Source organism: Pseudosporangium ferrugineum, assembly GCF_003002065.1.
GTDB lineage: Bacteria > Actinomycetota > Actinomycetes > Mycobacteriales > Micromonosporaceae > Actinoplanes > Actinoplanes ferrugineus_A.
Map to the genome: position 1 here is coordinate 12,059 of NZ_PVZG01000004.1, position 21,304 is coordinate 33,362.

The 21,304-nt window shown below is 72.9% G+C and carries 15 protein-coding genes and 2 pseudogenes; 8 read left to right on the top strand and 9 right to left on the bottom strand.

The window, feature by feature from the left end:
• Positions 1 to 22: 22 nt before the first annotated feature.
• From CLV70_RS09740 to CLV70_RS09755, 4 genes and pseudogenes are all read right to left on the bottom strand, one after another.
• Positions 23 to 3,148 (bottom strand): annotated as a pseudogene (locus CLV70_RS09740) (DNRLRE domain-containing protein).
• Between the two features lie 304 nt (positions 3,149 to 3,452).
• Complete coding sequence (locus CLV70_RS09745) at positions 3,453 to 4,751, bottom strand: TolB-like translocation protein (protein WP_106126107.1); 1,299 nt, start codon at positions 4,749 to 4,751, stop codon at positions 3,453 to 3,455.
• Between the two features lie 347 nt (positions 4,752 to 5,098).
• Positions 5,099 to 6,568, bottom strand: coding sequence for an NAD-dependent succinate-semialdehyde dehydrogenase (locus CLV70_RS09750; protein ID WP_106126108.1), 1,470 nt, complete (start codon positions 6,566 to 6,568; stop codon positions 5,099 to 5,101).
• Between the two features lie 7 nt (positions 6,569 to 6,575).
• Positions 6,576 to 7,346, bottom strand: a complete 771-nt coding sequence (locus CLV70_RS09755) for a type 1 glutamine amidotransferase domain-containing protein (protein ID WP_106126109.1) — start codon at positions 7,344 to 7,346, stop codon at positions 6,576 to 6,578.
• A 146-nt stretch (positions 7,347 to 7,492) separates the two neighbouring features.
• Between CLV70_RS09755 and CLV70_RS09760 the strand changes: the two genes are divergently transcribed.
• On the top strand, positions 7,493 to 8,899 hold the full coding sequence (locus CLV70_RS09760; protein WP_211303707.1) for a lyase family protein: 1,407 nt from the start codon (positions 7,493 to 7,495) through the stop codon (positions 8,897 to 8,899).
• Between the two features lie 10 nt (positions 8,900 to 8,909).
• On the opposite strand, the gene CLV70_RS09765 is transcribed toward CLV70_RS09760, so the two are convergent.
• The 4 genes from CLV70_RS09765 to CLV70_RS09780 are packed head-to-tail and all read right to left on the bottom strand — an operon-like array spanning position 8,910 to position 12,815.
• On the bottom strand, positions 8,910 to 9,797 hold the full coding sequence (locus tag CLV70_RS09765; RefSeq protein ID WP_106126110.1) for an ROK family protein: 888 nt from the start codon (positions 9,795 to 9,797) through the stop codon (positions 8,910 to 8,912).
• Positions 9,794 to 10,975, bottom strand: coding sequence for a sugar ABC transporter permease (locus CLV70_RS09770; protein ID WP_106126111.1), 1,182 nt, complete (start codon positions 10,973 to 10,975; stop codon positions 9,794 to 9,796). The genes CLV70_RS09765 and CLV70_RS09770 overlap by 4 nt, the downstream gene beginning before the upstream one ends.
• Positions 10,972 to 11,730: an ATP-binding cassette domain-containing protein gene (locus CLV70_RS09775; RefSeq protein ID WP_106126112.1), complete on the bottom strand. Its 759-nt coding sequence runs from the start codon at positions 11,728 to 11,730 to the stop codon at positions 10,972 to 10,974. The genes CLV70_RS09770 and CLV70_RS09775 overlap by 4 nt, the downstream gene beginning before the upstream one ends.
• Complete coding sequence (locus CLV70_RS09780; RefSeq protein WP_106126113.1) at positions 11,730 to 12,815, bottom strand: sugar ABC transporter substrate-binding protein; 1,086 nt, start codon at positions 12,813 to 12,815, stop codon at positions 11,730 to 11,732. The genes CLV70_RS09775 and CLV70_RS09780 overlap by 1 nt, the downstream gene beginning before the upstream one ends.
• 78 nt (positions 12,816 to 12,893) lie before the next feature.
• Here CLV70_RS09780 and CLV70_RS09785 point away from each other — a divergent pair, with 78 nt between their 5' ends.
• The gene (locus CLV70_RS09785; protein ID WP_158277735.1) at positions 12,894 to 14,138 is read left to right on the top strand and encodes an ROK family transcriptional regulator; all 1,245 of its coding nucleotides are present in this window, start codon (positions 12,894 to 12,896) and stop codon (positions 14,136 to 14,138) included.
• 6 nt (positions 14,139 to 14,144) lie between these two features.
• Here the strand turns inward: CLV70_RS09785 and CLV70_RS09790 are convergent, their stop codons facing one another.
• Positions 14,145 to 15,119: an SMP-30/gluconolactonase/LRE family protein gene (locus CLV70_RS09790; protein ID WP_211303708.1), complete on the bottom strand. Its 975-nt coding sequence runs from the start codon at positions 15,117 to 15,119 to the stop codon at positions 14,145 to 14,147.
• Positions 15,120 to 15,407: 288 nt separating this feature from the next.
• On the opposite strand from CLV70_RS09790, the pseudogene CLV70_RS40960 reads away from it, so the two are divergent.
• From CLV70_RS40960 to CLV70_RS09815, 6 genes and pseudogenes are all read left to right on the top strand, one after another.
• Positions 15,408 to 15,467, top strand: a pseudogene (locus CLV70_RS40960) (hypothetical protein); the annotation flags it as partial.
• Between the two features lie 166 nt (positions 15,468 to 15,633).
• Positions 15,634 to 16,218 carry an MmyB family transcriptional regulator gene (locus CLV70_RS40965; RefSeq protein WP_245908175.1) on the top strand — a complete coding sequence of 195 codons (585 nt, stop codon included), beginning with the start codon at positions 15,634 to 15,636 and terminating at the stop codon, positions 16,216 to 16,218.
• Positions 16,215 to 18,398, top strand: a complete 2,184-nt coding sequence (locus CLV70_RS09800; RefSeq protein ID WP_245908176.1) for an alpha-galactosidase — start codon at positions 16,215 to 16,217, stop codon at positions 18,396 to 18,398. Before CLV70_RS40965 ends, CLV70_RS09800 begins: the two co-directional genes overlap by 4 nt.
• A gap of 52 nt (positions 18,399 to 18,450) precedes the next feature.
• Positions 18,451 to 19,611 carry an alkaline phosphatase PhoX gene (locus CLV70_RS09805; RefSeq protein ID WP_106126115.1) on the top strand — a complete coding sequence of 387 codons (1,161 nt, stop codon included), beginning with the start codon at positions 18,451 to 18,453 and terminating at the stop codon, positions 19,609 to 19,611.
• 136 nt (positions 19,612 to 19,747) lie between these two features.
• Positions 19,748 to 20,971 (top strand): inorganic phosphate transporter, encoded by a 1,224-nt coding sequence (locus CLV70_RS09810; RefSeq protein WP_245908142.1) that lies wholly within the window; start codon positions 19,748 to 19,750, stop codon positions 20,969 to 20,971.
• Between the two features lie 14 nt (positions 20,972 to 20,985).
• Entirely contained in the window at positions 20,986 to 21,297 is a 312-nt protein-coding gene (locus tag CLV70_RS09815; RefSeq protein WP_106126117.1) for a hypothetical protein, read from the top strand.
• Positions 21,298 to 21,304 lie beyond the last annotated feature (7 nt).

The following is a 21,304-nucleotide window of genomic DNA, read 5'->3' on the forward strand; positions in this document are numbered from 1 at the left end:
CTGTTCCTCGTCATCGGTCGCGTCAGCCGATCGCCGCACCGAAGGCGGCTGCACCGGCCGGGATGCCGCCGTCGCCGGGCTTCCACGTGTTCGCCGGTGCTGCACCGCCCGAGGCCAGGCCGCTCCAGGTGAACCCGTGGACCTCCGCCGCGCCGTACGGGGTGCCGATCCACAGCTGCTTGGCACCAGCGGTCAGCGAAGTGCCGATCAGCTCCTGCGCCCTCGGCTCACCGGACAGGCTTCCCGTGCGGCGGTCGATCAGAACGGGCGCGCCGACCGGGTTCACCAACGCCGGATACACCCGCACCTGGCCGGTGTCGAGGGCCTCACCCACGTCCGCGCCCGGCGCGCCGGCGGCCAGGAACATCGTCGTGTTGCTGCCCTCGGCGGCGGGCGAGGTGTTCACCACGGCGACGTCCTCGCCGAGGTAGTTGCCGTCCGCAGGGGTGCCGCTGATCGGGGGAAGCTCGGTGAACGTGGCCGGCGCGGTCACGTGGAAGCGCTGCACCATGCCACTGTCCACCGCAGACGTGTCCTCGCCGGGCACCCCGACCACCACGAGCGAGTCGGCCTGCGCGGCCGAGGCCCCGGCCGGACGGTACGGCGCGACAGCCACCGCCTTGCCGAAGGTGTCGTTGGCCTCGGCGATGTCGGCCACGTTGGCGGCGTCCTGGTAAAGGTTCGCCGACAGCTTCGGCAGGCCGTCGGCCATCTCGTGGCTGCTGAACACGTTGACCACACCGGAGAACTCAGCGGCGCCAATGGCTTCGCCGGGCGACCCGACAGCGAAGTGGTTGGCCGAGGCGGCCACCGAGTAACCGTTCTGATCGTCGTTCTCCGAGCTGCCCGGGATAGGCGTGCCCGACTGCAGCAACAGGTTGAGCGCGCCGCGGAAGTAGTGCACGACGCCCGCGTCGACGGCGGAGCCCAGGTCCTCACCGGGCGCGCCGACAACCAGGTACGACTAGCCGGTGGGCGTACGCGCGCCGGCCACCGAGTAACCGAAGTAGTCGTAAGGCTCGCCGGCCTCCGGCGTGGATCCGGCGTCCTGGTGATAGGTCACCGAGGCCGGACCCCGCGCGAGCCCCGCCGGCGACCCGAGGAGCAGGTGCGTCATGCCCGCGTCGACGATGCTGCCCATGTCCTCGTACGGCACGCCCACGGCCAGATCTGTACAGCCGTCATTGTTGGCGTCGTACGCCGAGATCGAGAAGCCGAACCGGTCACCCGCCTCGACGGCGGCGCTGAGCTGAGCGTTGCTCTCGTTCACGGTCTGCGTTGCGGCCGCGCCGCCGTACGCGATGTGGATCTGTCCCGCGGCGGGCTTGCCCTCGACGGTGGCCTCGGGATCCGCGATGGCGACGTCCTCGGCGCCGTCGCCGTTGAAGTCCGCGGCTGCGCCTTTGACGCAGCCTTCGACCGGCGGCGCGGTGTCGTAGACCGTCATCTCGCAGAACGACGTCGGCACGTCGCTGCCGGCGGTGCCGTCGGAGGCCTTGACCCGCCACCGGTAGGAGTTGCCCTCGGCGAACGCTCCCGCCGGGACCGTCACCTGCGCGGTATTGCCGGAGGCGACCGAGGACACCGACGCTGATCCCGCCGCGCTCGTGCCGGCGAGCGTCCACCACTCGAAGGTGACCGTCATCGCGCTGCCGTCGGCGTCGGAGACGGTGGCCCTGAGCTGCGGAGTCAGCGTGTTGACCAGAGGCCGGAAGGTGCCGGTGACGCAGGACGTCGCCGGCACAGTGGCCCGGGCGGTGACGGTCGGCCAGGCGTTGTAGGTGACCGACGCCTTCGGGTCCTCGGATGCGGAGCCGCCCTCGCGCGAGCGGAACTGCTTGAAACCGGCCGGCACCGTTTCGTCGGCGGCCCGTACGCCCATGCCCGCCCGCGTCTTGTTCGCCGTCGCCGCCCGCTGGAAGAAGCTTTTTCCATCGACGGTCGCCCACGCGTCGGCGCAGTCGGTCGAGCCGTGCGTAGCAGTCGACGTCGCCTCGCGCTGGTCCCAGGCCGGCTGACTGGTGAACCGGGTGGAGTACGTCGCCGTGCCGGTGGACCAGATCTCCCACGGGGTTGCCGTGCACGTGTGCGACCAGAAGTTGAAGAAGGACACCGTCGCCGCGGTGATCTGCTTGCCGGCCAGCACGGTCGTGTCCCAGGTCAGGAACGAGCGGGCGAGCGTGGGCGGCGTGGTCGCCAGCAACCCGATCTGCAGGTCCGGCTCGCCGTTCTGGTCGCTGTTCACGCTTTCCCGCACGTACGTGTCGAACGTGGTCGTCGCAGGGTTCAGGGTGGGGTCGATCGTCACGGGGAACGCGGTGCCCGGATCTTGCAGCCAGGTCATGTCCGGCGTCAGCGTCAATGTCCGGTCCGCCAGGGTGGTGGGGACCGGCTGGCGGACCGCCGGGCTGCCGACCGGCGTCCTCCGGGCGTCCCACATGAGCGGCGCCGGGATCCGGAAGGACTCCTTGCCGCCCGCGCCCGAGAGGACGACGGAGCCGTCGGTGCCTCGCTTCGCCGTCGCGGCGCCGGGGCCGTCGAACCCGAACGCGATCCGCGCGACCTGGCTGACCGCTGCCCGGTCCTTGACGATCAGGAGTTGGCGGAAGCCGCGGCGGGTCGACTCGACGACGAGGTCCACGCCGGGCCGGGCGTTCACATAGGTGGCCCGGCCGTCGTCGACCTCCGGGGTCGGGAGCGCACCGGCCCAACGCATCGTCACCCGGTCCGGGCCGAGGCCCACGACGGCGAGGTCGTGCTCCCCGGAGCCCTGCGGTCCAGAGATGCGAAGGTCTCCGGGATGGGCGACGGCGGTGACAGAGCCGTCGGCGCCCTGCCGCAGCCTTTGATCAACGCTCACCCACGTACCGCCGCGACGGAAGCGCTGCATGCCCGCGGCGATGTCCGCCCGCAACTGTCCACCGGGGAGGGCGAAAACCTCGGCGTGCTCCGACGTGAGGCGATCGATCCGGACGGGCTTACCCGTCTCACGCGCCGCCCGCAGCGCCACCTCTTCGTCGCTCGCGCCTAACGGACCTGCGGCGATGGTGTCCGTGCGCCCATCGCTGTCGCCCGGAATTCCTAACAATGCAACCGTGGCGATCGCCGCGACACCTGCCGCGAGGCACGTTCGCACCGTGGCTGTCATTCGACGCGCCACTGGACCCTCCCCCGTGTATGGAGCTATGCGCGCCGACTTTAAGGATTCCTTTACCGACCGCACAACCTCGACTACAAGTCGCTTCCACAAACCGGCATCGGTCGACCCTTAACGGACGCCGTCGATTACCCTCCGAGATCGATACAGGCAAAACAATGGATGGGTCACCGGACTCGCCGGGCCCAGAGTCATGCGGCAGTGCACCGGAACCACCGGGAAGATCGACAACTAACCAGAGTCAGCGCCGTTCGGCCACGGGTTCGAGGCCGGCTGCTGCCACCGGGCCGCGCGTTCAGGGGAGCCGGCGCAGGAAGACGTCCCCGACGGCGTTCGTGTCGCCCGGCACCAGGTTCGCGGCGCTCGAATCGAACGCGAGGAAATCTCCGCCCGGTGCCAATGCCGGGCCGGCGCTGGAGTCGTTGCCCTCGGCACCGGCGCTGGAGAGGCTGGCACGGGTGATGGCGTGGGTCCGGCAGTCGCGGACGAACACGTCGCTGTTGCCGTTGGTGTCGGCCGGGACCAGGTTCGCGGCGTCGGAGGTGAATGCCACGTAGCGGCCGTCCGAGCTGATCGAGGTGTCGTAGCTGTCGCCGATAGCCTGTGCGGGCACGGCTGAGACGCTCACCCGTTCAGTGCTGTTGCGGGCGCGGTCGCGGAGGAATACGTCGCTGTTGCCGTTGGTGTCACCGGGAACCAGGTTCGCGGCATCGGACGTGAATGCCACGTACCGGCCGTCGGCGCTCAGGCTGACATGCCGGCTGCCGGCATCCGCCTGCCTATCGTCGCCGGACAGGCTGACCCGGCTGGTCGTGTGGCGGGCGCGATCGCGGAGGAACACATCGGTGGTGCCGTTGGTATCGCCGGGCACCAGGTTGGTCGCGTCGGAGGTGAAGGCCACGTACCGGCCGTCGGCGCTCACTGCTACCTCGTAGGTGTCGGCGTTCGCCTCGGCGCTGCCGGTGGAGACGTTGACCCGATCGATGGTGTTGCGGGAGCGGTCACGGAGGAACACGTCGGTGGCGTCGTTCCTGTCTCCGGGCACGAGGTTCGTCGCGTCCGAGGCGAGCACCAGGTACCGCCCGTCCGGGCTCATGGCATTGCCGTACGTGGAGCCGTTGGCCGGTACACCCGTACCCGACTCACTCACCCGGCTGGTGGTCCGACGCCACAGGTCACGTACATACACCTGGAAGACGTTGTCACCGGTGCCTCCCGGCACGAGGTTCGAGGCGAGCGAGGTGACCATGACATAGCGCCCGTCGGCGCTGACCGCATTTCCGTAGCTGGAACTGTCGGCCGGTGTTCCGGTCGACGAGACGCTGATCAGCGTGGTGGACGCCGTCCGCCGGTCACGCAGGAAGGCGTCCCACGTCTCGTTGGTGTCGCCGGCGGCGAGATTGGGCGCCGCCGATGTGAAGACGATGTACCGCGCGCCAGGGGTCACCGCCGCTACCTCGCTGCGGTACTCGATGGCCTGCGCACCGGTGCCGGTCAGATTGACCCGGCTGGTGTATCCGCCCACGGCGGACACCGCAGGTGACGGGACCAGCAGCATGACGAAGGCAGCCGCGGCGGCGATGCGAGCGTTCATCGGTATCCCGTCCTCCCGTACGAGGGGGCACCTGCATCCCCGTACGTAACTCCAAGGACCGGGCGGAGGCCAGGGTCGAAGGTCCCGGCGTAGCCGGTGGAGCTGCGGGCCGAACGGTGGTGGGCTCCCGCCGCGGGGCTGCTGCAGGCCTCCGGCCGGCGCCAGGACCGGCCGTGATCGGGCTCGGCCGGCTGCTGGCAGCATCCCGGTCGCGCCCGTCCGGCCGCGTCGTTTGAGAGCAAGCGAGCAAGGACGGGACAATACCCCCGTGATCAGCGAGTTGACCTTGTATGGCCGGCGGCACCCTCCCCTGTGGTCGTACCGAAGCGATGGACGCGGCACGACTCCTAAAGGCCGACCGCCACGTATTGGGTCTCGAGGTATTCGTCGATGCCGGTCGCGCCGCCTTCCCGGCCCAGGCCGGACTGCTTGATGCCGCCGAACGGCGCGGCCACGTCGGACACCAGGCCGCGGTTGAGGCCGACCATGCCGGTCTCCAGGGCCTCCGTCATCCGTACGGCGCGGCCGAGGTCCCGGGTGAACAGGTAGCCGACCAGTCCGAACTCGGTGTCGTTGGCCATCGCCAGGGCCTGCTCGTCGGAGCCGAAGGTGGTGATCGGCGCGACCGGTCCGAAGATCTCCTCGCGGGTCAGCCGCGCGGCGGCGGGCACGTCGGCCAGCACGGTCGGCGGATAGAAGTAGCCGGCTCCCGGGCCGGGCCGGCCGCCGCAGACCAGTTGTGCTCCCCGGGCGACCGCGTCGTCGACCAGGCCGGCGACCCGGTCGCGCTGGCGGGCGTCGATCAGCGGGCCGACCGCGGCCGACCCGTCGGTGCCCGGCCCGACGGTCAGGGCGCTCATCCGGGCGGCGAGCCGGCGGGTGAACTCGTCGGCGACCGTCTCGTGGACGAGGAAGCGGTTCGCCGCGATGCACGCCTCGCCGAGGTTGCGCATCTTCGCCACCATCGCGCCGTCGACCGCGCTGTCGAGGTCGGCGTCGGCGCAGACGATGAACGGCGCGTTGCCGCCGAGTTCCATCGACGTCCGCAGCACGTTGTCCGCGGCCCGGCGCAGCAGCGTCCGGCCGACCTCGGTGGAGCCGGTGAACGAGAGCTTGCGCAGCCGGCGGTCGGCGATCAGGGGTTCGGTCACCGCGCCCGCCGCGGTGGTGGGCACCAGGTTCAGCACGCCGGGCGGCAGGCCTGCCTCGGTCAGCAGCCGGGCCAGCAGCAGCGCGGTGAGCGGCGTCTGGGCGGCCGGTTTGACGACCGTCGTGCAGCCGGCGGCGACGGCCGGGCCGATCTTGCGGGTGAGCATCGCCAGCGGCGCGTTCCAGGGGGTGATGAGCAGCGCCGGACCGACGGGCCGGCGTACGGTCAGGATCCGCCCGTCCCCCGCGCTGCCGGTCTTCCACTCCCCCGCGACCCGGACCGCTTCCTCGCCGAACCAGCGCAGGTAGTCGGCGCCGTACGCCACCTCGGCCCGGGACTCGGGCAGCGACTTGCCCATCTCCAGGGTGATGAGCAGCGCCACCTCGTCGGTCCGCCGGATCAGCGCCTCGTACGCCCGGCGCAGGATCTCGCCCCGCTCCCGGGGTGGCACCGCGGCCCAGCCCGGCTGCGCGGCGGCGGCGCTGTCCAGGGCGGCCGCCCCGTCCTCCGGCGTGGCGTCGGCGACCTCGCAGAGGATCTCGCCGGTCGCGGGGTTCTCCACCGGGAACCGGCCACCGCCGGACGCCGGACGCCACTCGCCCCCGATGAACAGGTCCTTGTCCAGGCGCGCGACCGCGGCGGTCGCGGCGTCGGTGATCGTCGTCATCGCCGCCTCACTCGCCTCGCGCGTCGAGAACGGCGGCGCCTCGCGCGTCGAGAACGGCGGCGCCTCGCGCGTCGAGGACGGCGGCGGCGGCCAGCGCGTCGAGGACGGCGGCGGCCAGCGCGGCGCTGGAGCCCGGGTTCTGCCCGGTGATCAGGTTGCCGTCGCGGACGACGTGGACCGCCCAGTTGTCCGCGGCGTCCATGATGCCGCCGCATTCCCGCAGCCGGGTCTCCAGCAGCCACGGCGCCTTGGCGGCGGTGCCGAACGCGGTTTCCTCGGCGTTGGTGAGGCAGGTCAGGCGGCGGCCGTGGAACGGCCAGGCGCCGTCCGGGCCCACCGCGCTCAGCAGGGCCGCCGGGCCGTGGCAGACCGCCGCGACGACCGCGCCGCCGGCCGCCGCCGCGTTCAGCACCGACCCCATCGCCGGGTCGCCGGCCAGGTCCTCCATGGGGCCGTGCCCGCCCGGGATCACCACGGCGGCGTACCGGTCCGCGGCGACGTCCGCCAGGTCGAGCGGGGCGTCGAGGGTGCCGGACAGGTCCGCCAGGTAGCGGGCGTAGTGCTCGGTGCCGGTCCCCGCGATGTCGGGCGAGAAGCTGAGCTCGTCGGGTGTGGGCGGGCGACCGCCGGGAGTGGCGACGTCGACCGCGTGCCCGGCCCGCACGAAGGCCTCGTGCGGCACGACGAACTCCTCCGCCCAGTAGCCGGTGGGCTGCGAGGTGCCGTCGGCCTGCGTCCACGCGTCCGCCGCCGACAGCACGATCAGAATCCTGCTCATTGGGGTTCCCCTCGGGTGAGTGACTCCGACCATGCTGCGGCGGCCGGCGCCCTCCCGGACACGCCCTGCCGGGCCCAGCCGTACCTGGGAACGGCGTGGCCACCCAGGCGCTTGGCGCGGGCCCGTCCGGGCGGCAGGGTCGAGGCGTGACCTCCCTTCCGCACACGCCGTTCTCCCTGCTCACCCAGCTGGTGGGCGACGAAGCACAGCTCGGCGTCTTCGCCCCGGACACCTGCCTGGAGAGCTGGCTGGCGGCCGAGCGGGCGCTGGCGCTCAGCCAGGCCGACGCCGGCGTCATCGAGCGGGCCGACGCGGACGCCATCGCCGGCGCCGCGCGCTCCGCGCACATCGATCGCGACGCGCTCTGGGCCACCGCCCGTACGGTGGGATATCCGATCGTCGGCCTGGTCCGCGAGATCGGCCGGAACCTGCCCGCCCGGGCGGCCGGCCGGGTGCACTTCGGCGCCACCACCCAGGACATCATGGACACCGGGCTCGCCCTGCAGCTGTCCGCGTCGCTCGCGCTGCTCGACCGGCGCCTGGGCGAGGTCGGCGACGCCCTCGCGGAACAGATCGGGCGGCACACCCGTACCGTGATGGCCGCCCGGACCCACGCCCAGCAGGCCGTGCCCACCACCTTCGGCGCCACCCTGGCGACGCTGCTCACCCAGCTCGCCCGGCACCGGGAACGGCTGGCGCAGGCCCATCCGCGCATCGCCACGGTCTCGCTCTTCGGCGCGGGCGGCACCTCGGCCGCCCTCGGCCCGCAGGCCCGCCGGGTGCGGTCCGGCATGGCCGGGCTGCTCGGACTGTACGACGCCGAGGTGCCGTGGCACGTCGACCGGGACGGGGTCGCCGAGTTCGGCTGGCTGTGCGCCACCGTCACGGCGGCGTGCGCGAAGCTGGCCCGCAACGTCGCCGACCTGTCCCGGACCGAGATCGGCGAGGTGTTCGAGCCGTTCGTCAGCCACCGCGGCTCGTCCTCGACCATGCCGCAGAAGGTCAACCCCGTCTCGTCCGAGGCGATCATCGGCCTGTCCGGGGCGGCCGGCGCGCTGAGCTCGTCGCTGCTGCGGATCCAGGAGGCCGGCCACGAGCGCGCCGCCGGCGAGTGGCAGATCGAGTGGCACGTCCTGCCGCAGCTGGCCGTCCTGGCCGGCAGCGCCCTCGGCGAGACCCTGACGCTGGTCCGGGGCCTGCGCGTCGACGCCGCCCGGATGCGCGGGAACACCCGTCTCGAGGGCGGCGCGATCATGGCGGAGGCATCCATGATGCGGCTCGCCGGGACGCTCGGCCACGACCGGGCCCACGCGCTGGTGTACGAGGCCGCGGCCCGCGCCCGCCGTCAGGGCCGCGTCCTGACGGAGGTGCTGCGCGAGGTCGCCGCGGAACAGCACGTCCTGCCGCTGGTGCCGGACCCGCCGGTCACCGTGGACGACTACCTCGGCGAGGCGGTGCACACCTGCGCGCGGGCGCTGGCCGGCTGGGAGCGGACCCCGGCGCTGGCGGCCGGGGACGTCCCCATCAGCGAGCTGGCCGGACGCTCGCGGTAGCGGCAAGGGGTCAGGCCGCGGACTCCAGTGCCAGCGCCACGGCGCCGACCAGCGGGGCGTCGTCGACGAACCGGGCCTTGACCAGCCGCGGCGGGAACGGCACGGCACGGCGCAGCTCCGCCTCGACCCGCGGCACGATGTGGTCCGCCGCGCCGAGCATGCCGCCGGCCAGGACGACCCGCTCCGGGTCGAGCGTGACGCAGAGGTTGGCCACCGTACGCGCGAGCGTCGCCACCGTCGCGTCCAGCAGATCCGCGACCCCCGGCTCGTCGCGCAGCTCGAACAGCTCCGCGGCGCTCACGGGCCGGCCGAGCAGCTCGGAACCGCGCCGGCCCAGGGCCGCCCCCGACACCACGTCCTCCAGGGGCGCATGCCCGTCGGCGAACGTGGGGTCGCCGTCCCGGTCCCGCAGATAGCCGATCTCGCCCGCCGCCCCGTGCGCCCCGGCCAGCACCCGGCCGCCGGCCACCAGCGCCGCCGCCAGGCCGGTGCCGAGGTTGACGTAGAGGCCGACGTCGACGCCGCGCAGGGCACCCCAGCGCAGCTCCGCGGCGGCCCCGGCGTTGACGTCGTTGTCGATGGCGACGGGGGCGTCGCCGAACTCGGCGCGCAGCAGCTCGGGCAGGGCCATGCCGTCCCAGCCCGGCACGTTCGGGGCGAGCCGCACCCGGCCGCCGCGGAGCACGCCGAAGGTGGAGACGCCGACCGCCGCGGGGCCGGTCAGCAGCGCACGGGCGGCGTCGAGGGTGCGCCGGACCGCCTGCAACGCCCCCGCGGAGCCGAGGGTCCGCAACCGCACCGTGCCCTCGGGGCGGCCGTCGGGCGAGCCGACGGCCGCCGTGGCGATGGCGATCTTGGTGCCGCCGAAGTCGATCGCCAGGACCCGGGCTGCCGTCATCGGGGCTGACCCCGCCGGGCGAGCGAATCCACGGCGACGGCGACCGCGAGGACCGCGGCGGTCACCATGTAGCGCACCGAGGAATCCACGCTCAGCAGCAGCATGCCGTTGGTGATGGACTGGATGACGAGGATGCCGAGCAGGGCCGCGTACGCGCGCCCCCGGCCGCCGAACAGCGACGTGCCGCCGATGACCGCCGCCGCGATCGCCATCAGCAGGGTGTCGCTGCTGCCCGAGCTCTGGTTCACCGCGGCGAGGCGGCTGGCGGCCAGGATGCCACCGGCGGCGGCCAGGGTGGAGGCCGCGGCGAACGCGATCAGCCGGATCCGGGTCACGTTGATGCCCGCGCGCCGGGCCGCTTCGGCGTTGCCGCCGACGGCGTACATGTGCCGGCCGAAGACGGTGTGCTGGAGCACCAGGTCCAGGCCGACCACCAGAGCGGCGAAGATGACCAGCAGCAGCGGCACACCTCGGTCGGCCGACAGGACGGTCACGACGGCGGCCAGGGCGAGCCCCAGCCCCCCGAGCCGCAGGGCGATCCGGGTGATCGACGGCACGGGCAGGTCGGCGGCCTGCCGCAGCCGCCGGTCGATCAGCGCGGCGGCCGTGCAGACGCCGACGATGAGCACCGCGATCAGCCAGGCGACGGGCGCCGGCAGCCAGGTGTCGCTGAGCTTGGCGAGGAACCCGTCGAACGGCAGGTTGATCGTGCCGCCGCTGCCCAGCAGGTACAGCATGAGCCCCTGCCAGCCGATCAGCCCGGCGAGCGTGACCACGAACGACGGCATGCCGAGCCGGGTGAACATCCACCCGTGCAGCAGCCCGATCGACGCCGCGCCCACCAGGGCCACCGCGACGGCGGCGAGCGGCGGCCAGCCGTGGTTGACGGACAGGATGGTCATGATGACCGCGCTCAGCCCGCTGACCGAGCCGGCCGACAGGTCGATCTCGCCCAGCAGCACCACCATGATGATGCCGAGCGAGATCGTGCCGGTGGCGGCCATCTGCAGGGCCAGGTTGGTGAGGTTCTCGGCGGACAGGAAGCGGTCGTTCAGCGAGCTGAAGACGACCGCGATGACGACCAGGCCGGCGACCACGGGCCAGGCACCGAGATCGGTACGGCCGGGCCGGCGCAACGGCTGCAGCGGCTTGCGCAGCAGGACGGCGAGCGTGCTCATGCTGATTCCTCCGTGCCGGCCCGCGGCGCTCCGGCCAGGGCCACGCCGCCCGTGATGGCCGCGACGACGGCCTCCGGGGTGGACTCGGCGGTGCGGAACTCGCCGGCGTTGCGGCCGAGCCGCAGGACGACGATCCGGTCGCTGATCGCCCGGACGTCGGCGAGGTTGTGCGAGATGACCAGGACGGCGAGCCCGCGGTCACGCAGCCGCCGGATCAGCTCGAGCACCTGGGCGGTCTGCTCGACGCCGAGCGCGGCGGTCGGCTCGTCGAGGATCACCACACGCGGCTCGCCGACCAGGGCCCGCGCGATGGCGACCGACTGGCGCTGGCCGCCGGAGAGCATGGCCACCGGCACCCGGATGTCCCGGATCCGGACGTCCAGCGAGGCGAGCAGGTCGCGGGCGGCGCGTTCCATCCGGATCGGGCGCAGCACCGACCAGCGCCGCCGCTCGTCGCCGAGGAACAGGTTCGCGACCACGTCCAGGTTCTCGCAGAGGGCAAGGTCCTGGTGGACGGTCGCGACGCCCAGCCGCTGCGCGTCGTGCGGGGAGTTCATCCGCACCGGGCGGCCGTCCTGCTCGACCGAACCGCCGTCCGGCGTGACCACCCCGGAGAGCACCTTCACCAGGGTCGACTTGCCGGCGCCGTTGTCGCCGACGAGGGCCACGACCTCGCCGGGGCTGAGGTCGAGGCTCACCTCGTCGAGCGCCTGGACGGCGCCGTACTTCTTGGAGACCGTACGGGCGGAGAACACTACTGGATGCCCTCTCGCGTGCAGGCGGCCTTGACGGCACCCGTACAGATGTCGGCGGCGGGGTAGAACTTGTCCTTCACGATCGTGTCCTTGATCTTGTCGGCGGTGACCGCGATCGGGTCGAGCAGGAACGCGGGGATCTGCGCGGTGCCGTTGTCGGCCTGCGTGGGTGCGGCCGGCTTCTCGCCGCGGACCACCGCGACCGCGAGTTCCGCCGCCTTCTCCGCCTCGCTGCGGATGTCGAGGTAGATGGTCATGTACTGCTCGCCGGTGAGGATCCGCTGCACCGCCGCGAGTTCGGCGTCCTGGCCGGTGATCGGCGGCAGCTTGGCGTAGCCCGCGCGCTTCATCGCCGCGATGGCGCCGCCGGCCATGCCGTCGTTGGCGGAGAGCACGCCCACGACGGAGTCGCGGCCGAGCGCGGTGATCGCCTGCTCCATCTCCTGCTGGGCCTTGTCCGGGCTCCAGTCGGGGGTGTCGAACTCGCGCCCGATCTTCACCTTGCCGTCGAGGACGTTGTGCGCGCCCTTCTTGTAGTCCGCCGAGCTCGGGTCGGTCGGCGAGCCGTTGATCATGACGATCTGGCCCTTGCCCGCGTTGCCACCCTTGGCGAGGGCGTCCAGCAGCGCCTGGCCCTGCATCTCGCCCACCCGGACGTTGTTGAAGGAGACGTAGTACTCGTACGCGATCCCGGAGATCAGCCGGTCGTACGCGATCACCGGCACCTTGGCCCGCTTCGCCTGGTTGACCAGGGGCGCGACGGCGCCGGCGTCGACGGCGTCGAGGACCAGCGCGTCGGCGCCCTGGGTGAGGGCCGCCTCGACCTGTTGCTGCTGCTTGGCGGCGTCCTGGTCGGCGTTGGAGTAGAGCACCTTGCAGTCCGGGCACAGAGCCTTGACCTTGGCCTCGAAGAGCGGACGATCGAACGCCTCGTATCGAGTGGTCTTGGACTCGGGGAGGAAGAGGGCGATGGTGGGCGCCTCCTTCCCGCCCGAGGAGGAGGTGTCGGAGTCGTCCGAGGTGCCGCAGGCACTGACGAGGACGACGACGGTAGCGGCGACTGCGGCGAACCTGCTGGCTCTCACGGGGGCACCTCTTTCCCAGGGGTTTGAGGAGCATCGTGGGCCATCGGGGCAGGTTTAGCAATGACCTTTACTAAATTGGTGAGTGACCTTTACGAAGGACTGTGGCAACCTGAGGACGTGCAGATCAGCGCGACGGCCAGCAGCACGGCGGTTCTCCGGGTCATGAACGAGCGCGCCGTCTTCGCGGAGGTCTTCCGCCTGGGCAAGGCGTCCCGCCCCGAACTCGCGGGGATCACCGGCCTCTCCAAGCCCACCGTCGCCGTCGCCCTGAACAACCTCGAGGAGGCGGGCCTGCTGCGCCAGGTCGGGCTGCGTGCCGGGCCGGCCGGGCGCTCCGCGCTGCTGTACGAGGTGCGCCCCGAGGCCGGCTACGTGCTGGCCGTGGACATCGGGCGCAAGTTCGTGCGTACGGCGCTGGCGGACCTGGTCGGCGACATCGTGGCCCGCAAGGAGGAACCGTCCCGCGGCGCCCGCAACCGCGACCTCGTCGCCCAGCTCACCCGCCTCGCCGACGAACTGGCCGGCACCGCCGGGATCACCCGCGCCGACATCACGCTCGCCGTCTTCGGCACCCCCGGCATCCACGACAAGGCCAACGGCTCCCTGCACCTCGCCCCCAACCTGCCCGGCTGGGAACGCCGCAACAGCCTCGCCCGCCTCGGCGACATCACCGGCGCCACGTACGTGGTGGAGAACGACGCCGACCTGGCCGCCGTCGGCGAGGCCACCTACGGCCTCGGCCGCGGCGTCCGGCACTTCGTCTACGTGTCGATCGGCACCGGCATGGGAATGGGCATCGTCATCGACGGCAAGCTCTACCGCGGCTTCCGCGGCGCGGCGGGCGAGATCGGCTACCTCCCGGTCGGCGACGGCGACCCGCTGCTGGACGCCCCGGAATCCCGCAAGCGGGGCATGTTCGAATCCGTCGCCTCCGCCGACGCCGTGGTGGCCACCTCCCAGCGCCTCGGCATGACGGGCGCCGCCACCGCCAAGGACGTCCTCGACGCGGCCCGCGCCGGCGACCCGGCCGCCCTGCGCACGGTCGAGCTCGAGATAGACCACCTCGGCCGCGCCCTGGCCGGCGTGGTCGCCGTCCTGGACCCGGAACTCGTCGTCCTCGGCGGCGGCGTCGGCGGCCACGCGGGCGACCTGCTCACCGGCCCCCTGCTCGACCGCCTCGGCGACCTGGTCGCCCTCCACCCACCCCGCATCGAGGTCTCCACCCTGGGCAACGACGCGGTCCTGCTCGGCGCCCTCGCCTCCGGCCTCACCGCGGCCCGCGACCTGGTCCTGGACCGCGCGGCCCCGGCCACCACCCGCTGACGACCGTCAGAGGCGCACCCGTACGACGGTGAACGGCAGGTTCGGCCGGGTGCTCTGGAACTGGAAGTTGACCACCAGGAGGTCGTCGCCGTCGAACGCCGCCGTCGACGGGTAGTCCATGCCCCGGCCGTTGATGCGGCGCCGCACCTCGGCCCGCGAATAGTCGTCGCTCAACCGCAGGAGGCTGATCTCGCCTTCGGGGTGGAAGACGCTGGTGACGCTGTACAACGTGCCGGCGCGCAGCAGCAGCCCGTCGGCCCCGATGTCGGTCACGCCGCCGAGGTCGATCGGATCGACGCCACCGGTCCCGGTGCCGATGCGGTAGAGCGCCTGCGAGTTGGTGTCGGCCATGAGCACGAACCGCCCGTCCGGCGTCACGACGAGACCGTTGCCGTTGATGCCCTCCTCGTTGACGCCCGGGTCGTACTTCACCGGCGTACCGGCGAAGCCCACGAAGGTCCTGAGCGGCTGATCGACCTGCCTGCTCGACAGCTGCGCCGCGGTGATCCGGTAGAGGACCGGGCGGAACGAATCGGTGACGTAGGCATCCCCGTTCGGCGCGATGGCCACGTCGTTGACCAGACCGTCGTGCGCGCCCGAGTCGAAGACGTGCAGCAGGCGCCCGGTCCGTGTGCTGTAGACGAAGACCTTGCCGGTGACGCCGCCCGCCACCACCAACCGGCCCCGGCTGATCTTCATGCCGACCGCGCTGGTGCGGCCGTGCTGCCCGCCGGGCAGGAAGACCCGCAGGCGCGGCTGGTCGATCCGGCCCCGCCAGATCGTTCCGCCGGTCATGCCGCCGACGTAGAAGTACGGCGTGCCGGGCTCGCGGACGATGCCCTCCGGGTAGGCCTCGTCCCCGGGGACCACGTAGCGCCCGACGGGCCGGCGGTCGTGGGCATCGGCCGGGGTGGGCGGAGAGAAGACCAGCGTCGCGGCGAGGACGCCGCCGAACAGCCGGCGGGTACGGGTGGTGACCATGATGGCGCTCCTGGAAGTGGTGGTCGGAACCGGAACGAGAGCCATCTGAACTCCCCGCGCCCGGCGGCGGCAGGGCCGGTCGATCGGGGGGAGAATCTCGACCCCTCTGCGGCCCGGCGGCGTTCCTAGACTGACGACGTGAGCGACCACGGCCCGTCTTCGTCCGGCAATCGCGCCGACGTGCGCGAGTTCCTCATCAGCAGACGCGCCCGGATCAGCCCGGACCGGGCCGCGCTGCCCGTCACCGGGCGGCGCCGGGTACCGGGCCTGCGGCGCGAGGAGGTCGCGATGCTCGCCGGCGTCAGCGTCGACTGGTACACCCGCCTGGAGAAGGGCCACATCGGCGGCGTCTCCCCGGAGGTGCTCGACGCCGTGGCCCGCGTCCTGCAGCTCGACGACGAGGAACGGGTCTACCTGTTCGCCCTCGCCAGCGCCGCCCGGCCGGCCCGTCGCGCTCCGGCAGCGGCATCACCCCTACCGCCGACCGTCCGCTGGATGCTGGATGCTGGACAGCATGACGCTCTCCGCGGCGATGGTCACCGACGAACGCCACGGCGTCCTGGCGGCCAACCCGCTGGCCCGCGCGCTCTACGCACCCCTCTTCGGCAGCGCCACCACACTCGGGAGCGGCCACGCGAACCTGGTGCGCTACCACTTCCTCGATCCCGGCGCCCGCGACTTCTACGGCGACTGGAACCTCACTGCCGACATGCTCGTGGCCTCGCTGCGCACCGAGGCCGGACGCCACCCCCACGACGCCGGAACCCGCGAGCTGGTCGGCGAGCTCACCACCGCCAGCGCCGCCTTCCGGGCCAGGTGGAACACCCACAACATCCTCCTGCACGCCAGGGGCACCAAGCTCTTCCGGCATCCGGAGGCCGGCCGTCTGAGCCTGAGCTACCACTCGCTGGGCCTGCCGGTCTCCGTCGGCGAGACCCGGCAGATGTGCGTCTGCACCGCCGAACCCGGCTCGGCCGACGAGGAGAAGCTGATCCTGCTCGCCAGCCTGGCGGCGCCCCGTCCCACGGACGGACGCCCCGGAACCGGCGAACGTTCCGGGCCACGCGCAGGGGTCGCGGGGCCGACAATGGGACGGTGAGCGACGTAGCTGATCCGCTGGTGCACTGGCGGGCCGACGGGGTGAGCCTGGTGCTCGATTGCGGCGGACCGCTGCTGCCCCGGGTGCTGCACTGGGGCGCCGACCTCGGCGACCGCTCCGGCGCCGAGCTCGAGGCGCTCCGGGTGGCCGCGATGCCGCAGGTCGTCTCCGGCGGGATCGACGCGGTGGTGCCGCTCAGTGTGCTGCCCGAGCAGTCCGCCGGGTGGCTGGGGACTCCCGGGCTGACCGGGCACCGGGACGGGGCCGCGTTCTCGACGGCCTTCCGCGTGGAGCGGGTCACGTCCGGCGATCGGCGGGTCGCGGTGGTCGCGCGGGACCCGGCCGCCGGGCTGTCGCTGCTGGTGGAGATCGAGATGACGGCGTCGGGGCTGGTGCGCCAGCGGGCCACCGTCACCGCCGGGGAGGGTGCCGGGACGTACGTGGTCGGCGGGGTGCTGCTCACCCTGCCGGTGCCGGCCGAGGCGACCGAGGTGCTCGACTTCGCCGGGCGGCATCTGCGGGAGCGGATCCCGCAGCGGCAGCCGTTCACCGTGGGGACCCGGCTGCGGGAGAGCCGGCGGGGGCGTACCGGGGCCGACGCCTCGATCGTGCTCGCCGCGGGTACGGCCGGGTCCGGGTTCCGGTCCGGCGAGGTGTGGGGCGTCCACGTGGCCTGGAGCGGGAACCACCGGGCGGTCGCCGAGCGTACGGCGGGCGGGGTCGCCCTGCTCGGCGGCGGGGAACTGCTGCTCGCCGGGGAGGTGCGGCTGGGGGCCGGGGAGGCGTACGCGAGTCCCTGGCTCTACGGCTCGTACGGCCACGGCCTCGACGACCTGTCCGGCCGCTTCCACCGTTACCTGCGCGGGCGGCCGGGGCATCCGCGGTCGCCCCGGCCGGTGATCGTCAACACGTGGGAGGCCGTCTACTTCGACCACGACCTGACCAGGCTCCTCGCGCTCGCGGACGCCGCCGCGCGGGTCGGTGCGGAGCGGTTCGTTCTCGACGACGGGTGGTTCCGGCACCGGCGCGACGACCGGGCGGGGCTCGGCGACTGGTACGTGGACGAGACCGTCTGGCCCCGGGGCCTGCACCCGCTCGCCGAGCACGTCCGCGGGCTCGGCCTGGAGTTCGGCCTGTGGGTCGAGCCGGAGATGGTCAGCCCCGACTCGGACCTGGCCCGCGCCCACCCCGAGTGGATCATGGCGACCGGGGGCCGGCTGCCGCCCGCGGCCCGCTCGCAGCAGGTGCTCGACCTGGGCCACGCCGGGGCGTACGCGTATCTCCTCGAACGGCTGGACGCGCTGCTGTCGGCGTACCCGATCGGGTATCTCAAATGGGACCACAACCGGGACCTGATCGAGGCGGGCCACAGCCCCGGCGGGCAGGCCGGCGTCCACGTCCAGACGCTGCGGCTGTACGCGCTGCTCGACGAGTTGCGGGCCCGGCATCCGGCGGTGGAGATCGAGTCCTGCGCCTCCGGCGGCTCCCGGGTGGATCTCGGCATTCTCGAGCGCACCGACCGGGTGTGGACCAGCGACTGCAACGACGCGCTGGAACGGCAGCACATCCAGCGCTGGACCGGCACGCTGCTGCCGCCGGAGCTGATCGGCGCCCACGTCGGGCCGGCCGTGTCGCACACCACCGGGCGGACGCACTCTCTGGACTTCCGGGCCGGCACGGCGCTGTTCGGCCACTTCGGCATCGAGTGGGATCTCACCGCCGCCGCAGACGAGGAGCGCGAGCGCCTCGCGGCCTGGGTGGCGCTGCACAAGCGGCTGCGCGGGCTCCTGCACAGCGGCACGGTCGTCCGCTCGGACCATCCCGACCCGGCGTTGTGGGTGCACGGCGTGGTGGCCGCCGACCGGTCGGAGGCGGTGTACGCCCTCGTCGCCACCGCCACCGGGGTGTGCTCGCCGCCGGGCCGAGTACGCCTGCCCGGCCTGGCCTCCGACGCGGTCTACCGGATCGCGCCGCTGCCTCCCGGCGACCGGCTCGACGGCCCCACCCGGGCCCCGCTGGCCTGGTGGCGCGACGGCGCCGAGCTGAGCGGCCGGGCGCTCGCCGTGGCCGGGGTCCAGGCGCCGGCCCTGTTCCCCGAGCGTCTCGTCCTCGTGCACGCCCGCCGGTCCGCGCCGCCGGCGATGCCGGACCGTTCCCCGGCCGTTCATCCCGCGCATTAGCGCCGGACAGGTACGCCCGGTCAGAATCCAGGGAACCCATCGAGGAGGTTCCATGGATCGGCGAACGATGTTGCGGGCCGCAGTGGTCGGGGCGGGAACGGTGGCCCTGCCGTTCACGGCGTGGCCGGCGGCGTACGGGGCGCCCGCCCAGAACGCGACCGGACCGTACGGGCCGCTCGGCGCGGCCGACGCGAACGGCATCCAGTTGCCCGCCGGGTTCACCAGCTCGGTCGTCGCCCGGTCCCGGCAGACGGTGCCCGGCACGTCGTACGTGTGGCACGACGCCCCCGACGGCGGCGCGGTCATCCCGGACGGCGACGGCTGGATCTACGTGTCGAACTCGGAGGTCGGCTCGGCCGCGGGCGGGGGCGCCTCCCGCATCGTGTTCTCCGCCACCGGCCAGGTCGTCGGCGCGTCGCGGATCCTGTCCGGCACCGACAACAACTGCGCCGGCGGCAGGACGCCGTGGCACACCTGGCTGTCCTGCGAGGAGGTCTCCCGGGGCCGGGTCTTCGAGACGTACCCGCTGGGCGGGACGGCGGTGGCGCGCCCGGCGATGGGCCGGTTCAAGCACGAGGCCGCCGCCGCGGACCCGGTGCGCCAGGTCGTCTACCTCACCGAGGACGAGCCGGACGGCAAGTTCTACCGGTTCGTGCCCACCGCGTGGGGTGACCTGTCCGCCGGGACCCTCCAGGTGCTGCGGGCGGGCAGCGCCACCTCCGGGTCGTTCACCTGGGCCACGGTCCCCGACCCGGACGGTACGCCGACCGCGACCCGCCGGCAGGTGTCCGGCGCGAAGACGTTCAACGGCGGCGAGGGCTGCCACTACGCCGGCGACACCGTCTGGTTCACCACCAAGGGCGACAACCGGGTGTGGCAGATCAACCTGGCCGCGGGCACGTACGAGCTGGCCTACGACGACGACCTGGTCAGCCCCGGCAGCGCGCCGCTGACCGGCGTCGACAACATCACCGGCACGTCCTCGGGCGACCTGTACGTCGCCGAGGACGGCGGGACCATGGACATCTGCGTCATCACCCCCGACGACACGGTGTCGGTGTTCCTGCGGGTCACCGGCCACAGCGGCTCGGAGATCACCGGCCCGGCCTTCACCCCCGCCGGGGACCGGCTGTACTTCTCCTCGCAGCGCGGCACCTCGGGCTCCTCCTCCGGCGGCATCACGTACTGCGTCACCGGGCCGTTCCGCGACTAGGGATCCGGACACCGAACCCGATCCGGGATGAATGGTTGTCGATGGCTCGATGACCGCCCGGGCAACGCGCCCGGAAATCTCACCTCGTGGCCCGGCGGGTCTTCTCCCGGCCGGGCCGCGGGGTGACGATCAGCGGGTGACCGAGACCTCCGTCATCCTGGCCCTGGTGGTCGTCACCGCCCTCGGTTTCGACTTCACGAACGGCTTCCACGACACCGCCAACGCGATGGCCACGTCCATCGCGACGCGGGCGCTGCGACCCAAGGTCGCCGTCGCCCTCTCCGGGCTCCTCAACCTCATCGGCGCCTTCCTCTCCGTCGAGGTCGCGCTCACCGTCACCAACGCCGTGGTCAAGATCCAGAACTCCAACGGTACGCCGAGAGCCGGCCTGCTCGCCGACGGCGGCACCGCGCTGCTGCTGATCGTGCTCGCCGGCCTCGTCGGCGGCATCGTCTGGAACCTGCTCACCTGGCTGCTGGGCCTGCCCTCGAGCTCGTCGCACGCGCTGTTCGGCGGCCTGATCGGCGCCACGGTCGCGGGTTTGGGCTGGTCCGGCGTCAACTGGAACGGCGACGGCAGCAAGCTCGACGGGGTCGTCGGCAAGGTGATCCTGCCCGCGCTCATGTCGCCGGTCATCGCCGGGGTGGTCGCCGCCGCCGGCACCTGGCTCATCTACCGGATCACCGCCGGGGTCGCGCGGCGCTTCACCGACAACGGGTTCCGGTGGGGCCAGATCGGCAGCGCCTCGCTGGTCTCGCTGGCGCACGGCACCAACGACGCGCAGAAGACCATGGGCGTCATCACCCTCGCCCTCATCGCCGCCGGGGACTGGACCGACCCGAGGTCCATCCCGTTCTGGGTCAAGGCGTCCTGCGCGCTCGCCATCGCGCTGGGCACGTACCTCGGCGGGTGGCGGATCATCCGTACCCTCGGCAAGGGCCTGGTGGAGATCGCCCCGCCGCAGGGCCTGGCCGCCGAGTCCGCCTCGGCCGCGGTCATCCTCGCCTCCAGCCACCTCGGCTTCGCCCTGTCCACCACGCACGTGGCGACCGGTTCGATCCTCGGCTCCGGCGTCGGCAGGCCCGGCGCGCGGGTCCGCTGGCGGGTCGCCGGCCGCATGGTCGCCGCCTGGCTCATCACGCTGCCCGCCGCCGCGCTGGCCGGGGCGCTGATGTGGTGGATCGGGCACCTGCTGGGCGGCGGGCCGGCCGGCGGGCTGGCCGTCTTCGTCCTCCTGCTGGCCGCCGCGACGGCCATGTACCTGCGCTCGCGCCGGGCGCCGGTCGACCACGAGAACGTCAACGACGAGTGGGAGGACGCCCGGCCCGCCGAGCGGGTTCCCGCCGGCGTGGCGCGCTGAGAGGGGCGTACGGAATGCACAACCTGGGATTCGCGCTCGAGGGCGCCTGGCAGGTCCTGGCCGCCGGCCTCCTGCTGGGCGCCGGCCTGCCGGCCCTGTTCGGGCTCGGCATCCGCGCGCTCGCGTACGGTGCGGGCGGCGACGCCGAGGAGCACGCCGCCGGGGTCCGCGGCCCGGCCGCCCACCGGCTCGGCACGGTCGCCGCCTGGCTGCTGTTCGCGCTGGTGCTGGCCGGTGTGGCCCTGGGCATCACGTTCATCGTGGCGAGCGGCTTCGGCAAGACGCTGAGCTTCGCGCACCTCGTACCCACCCTCGTGGACAAGTGAGGCCGGC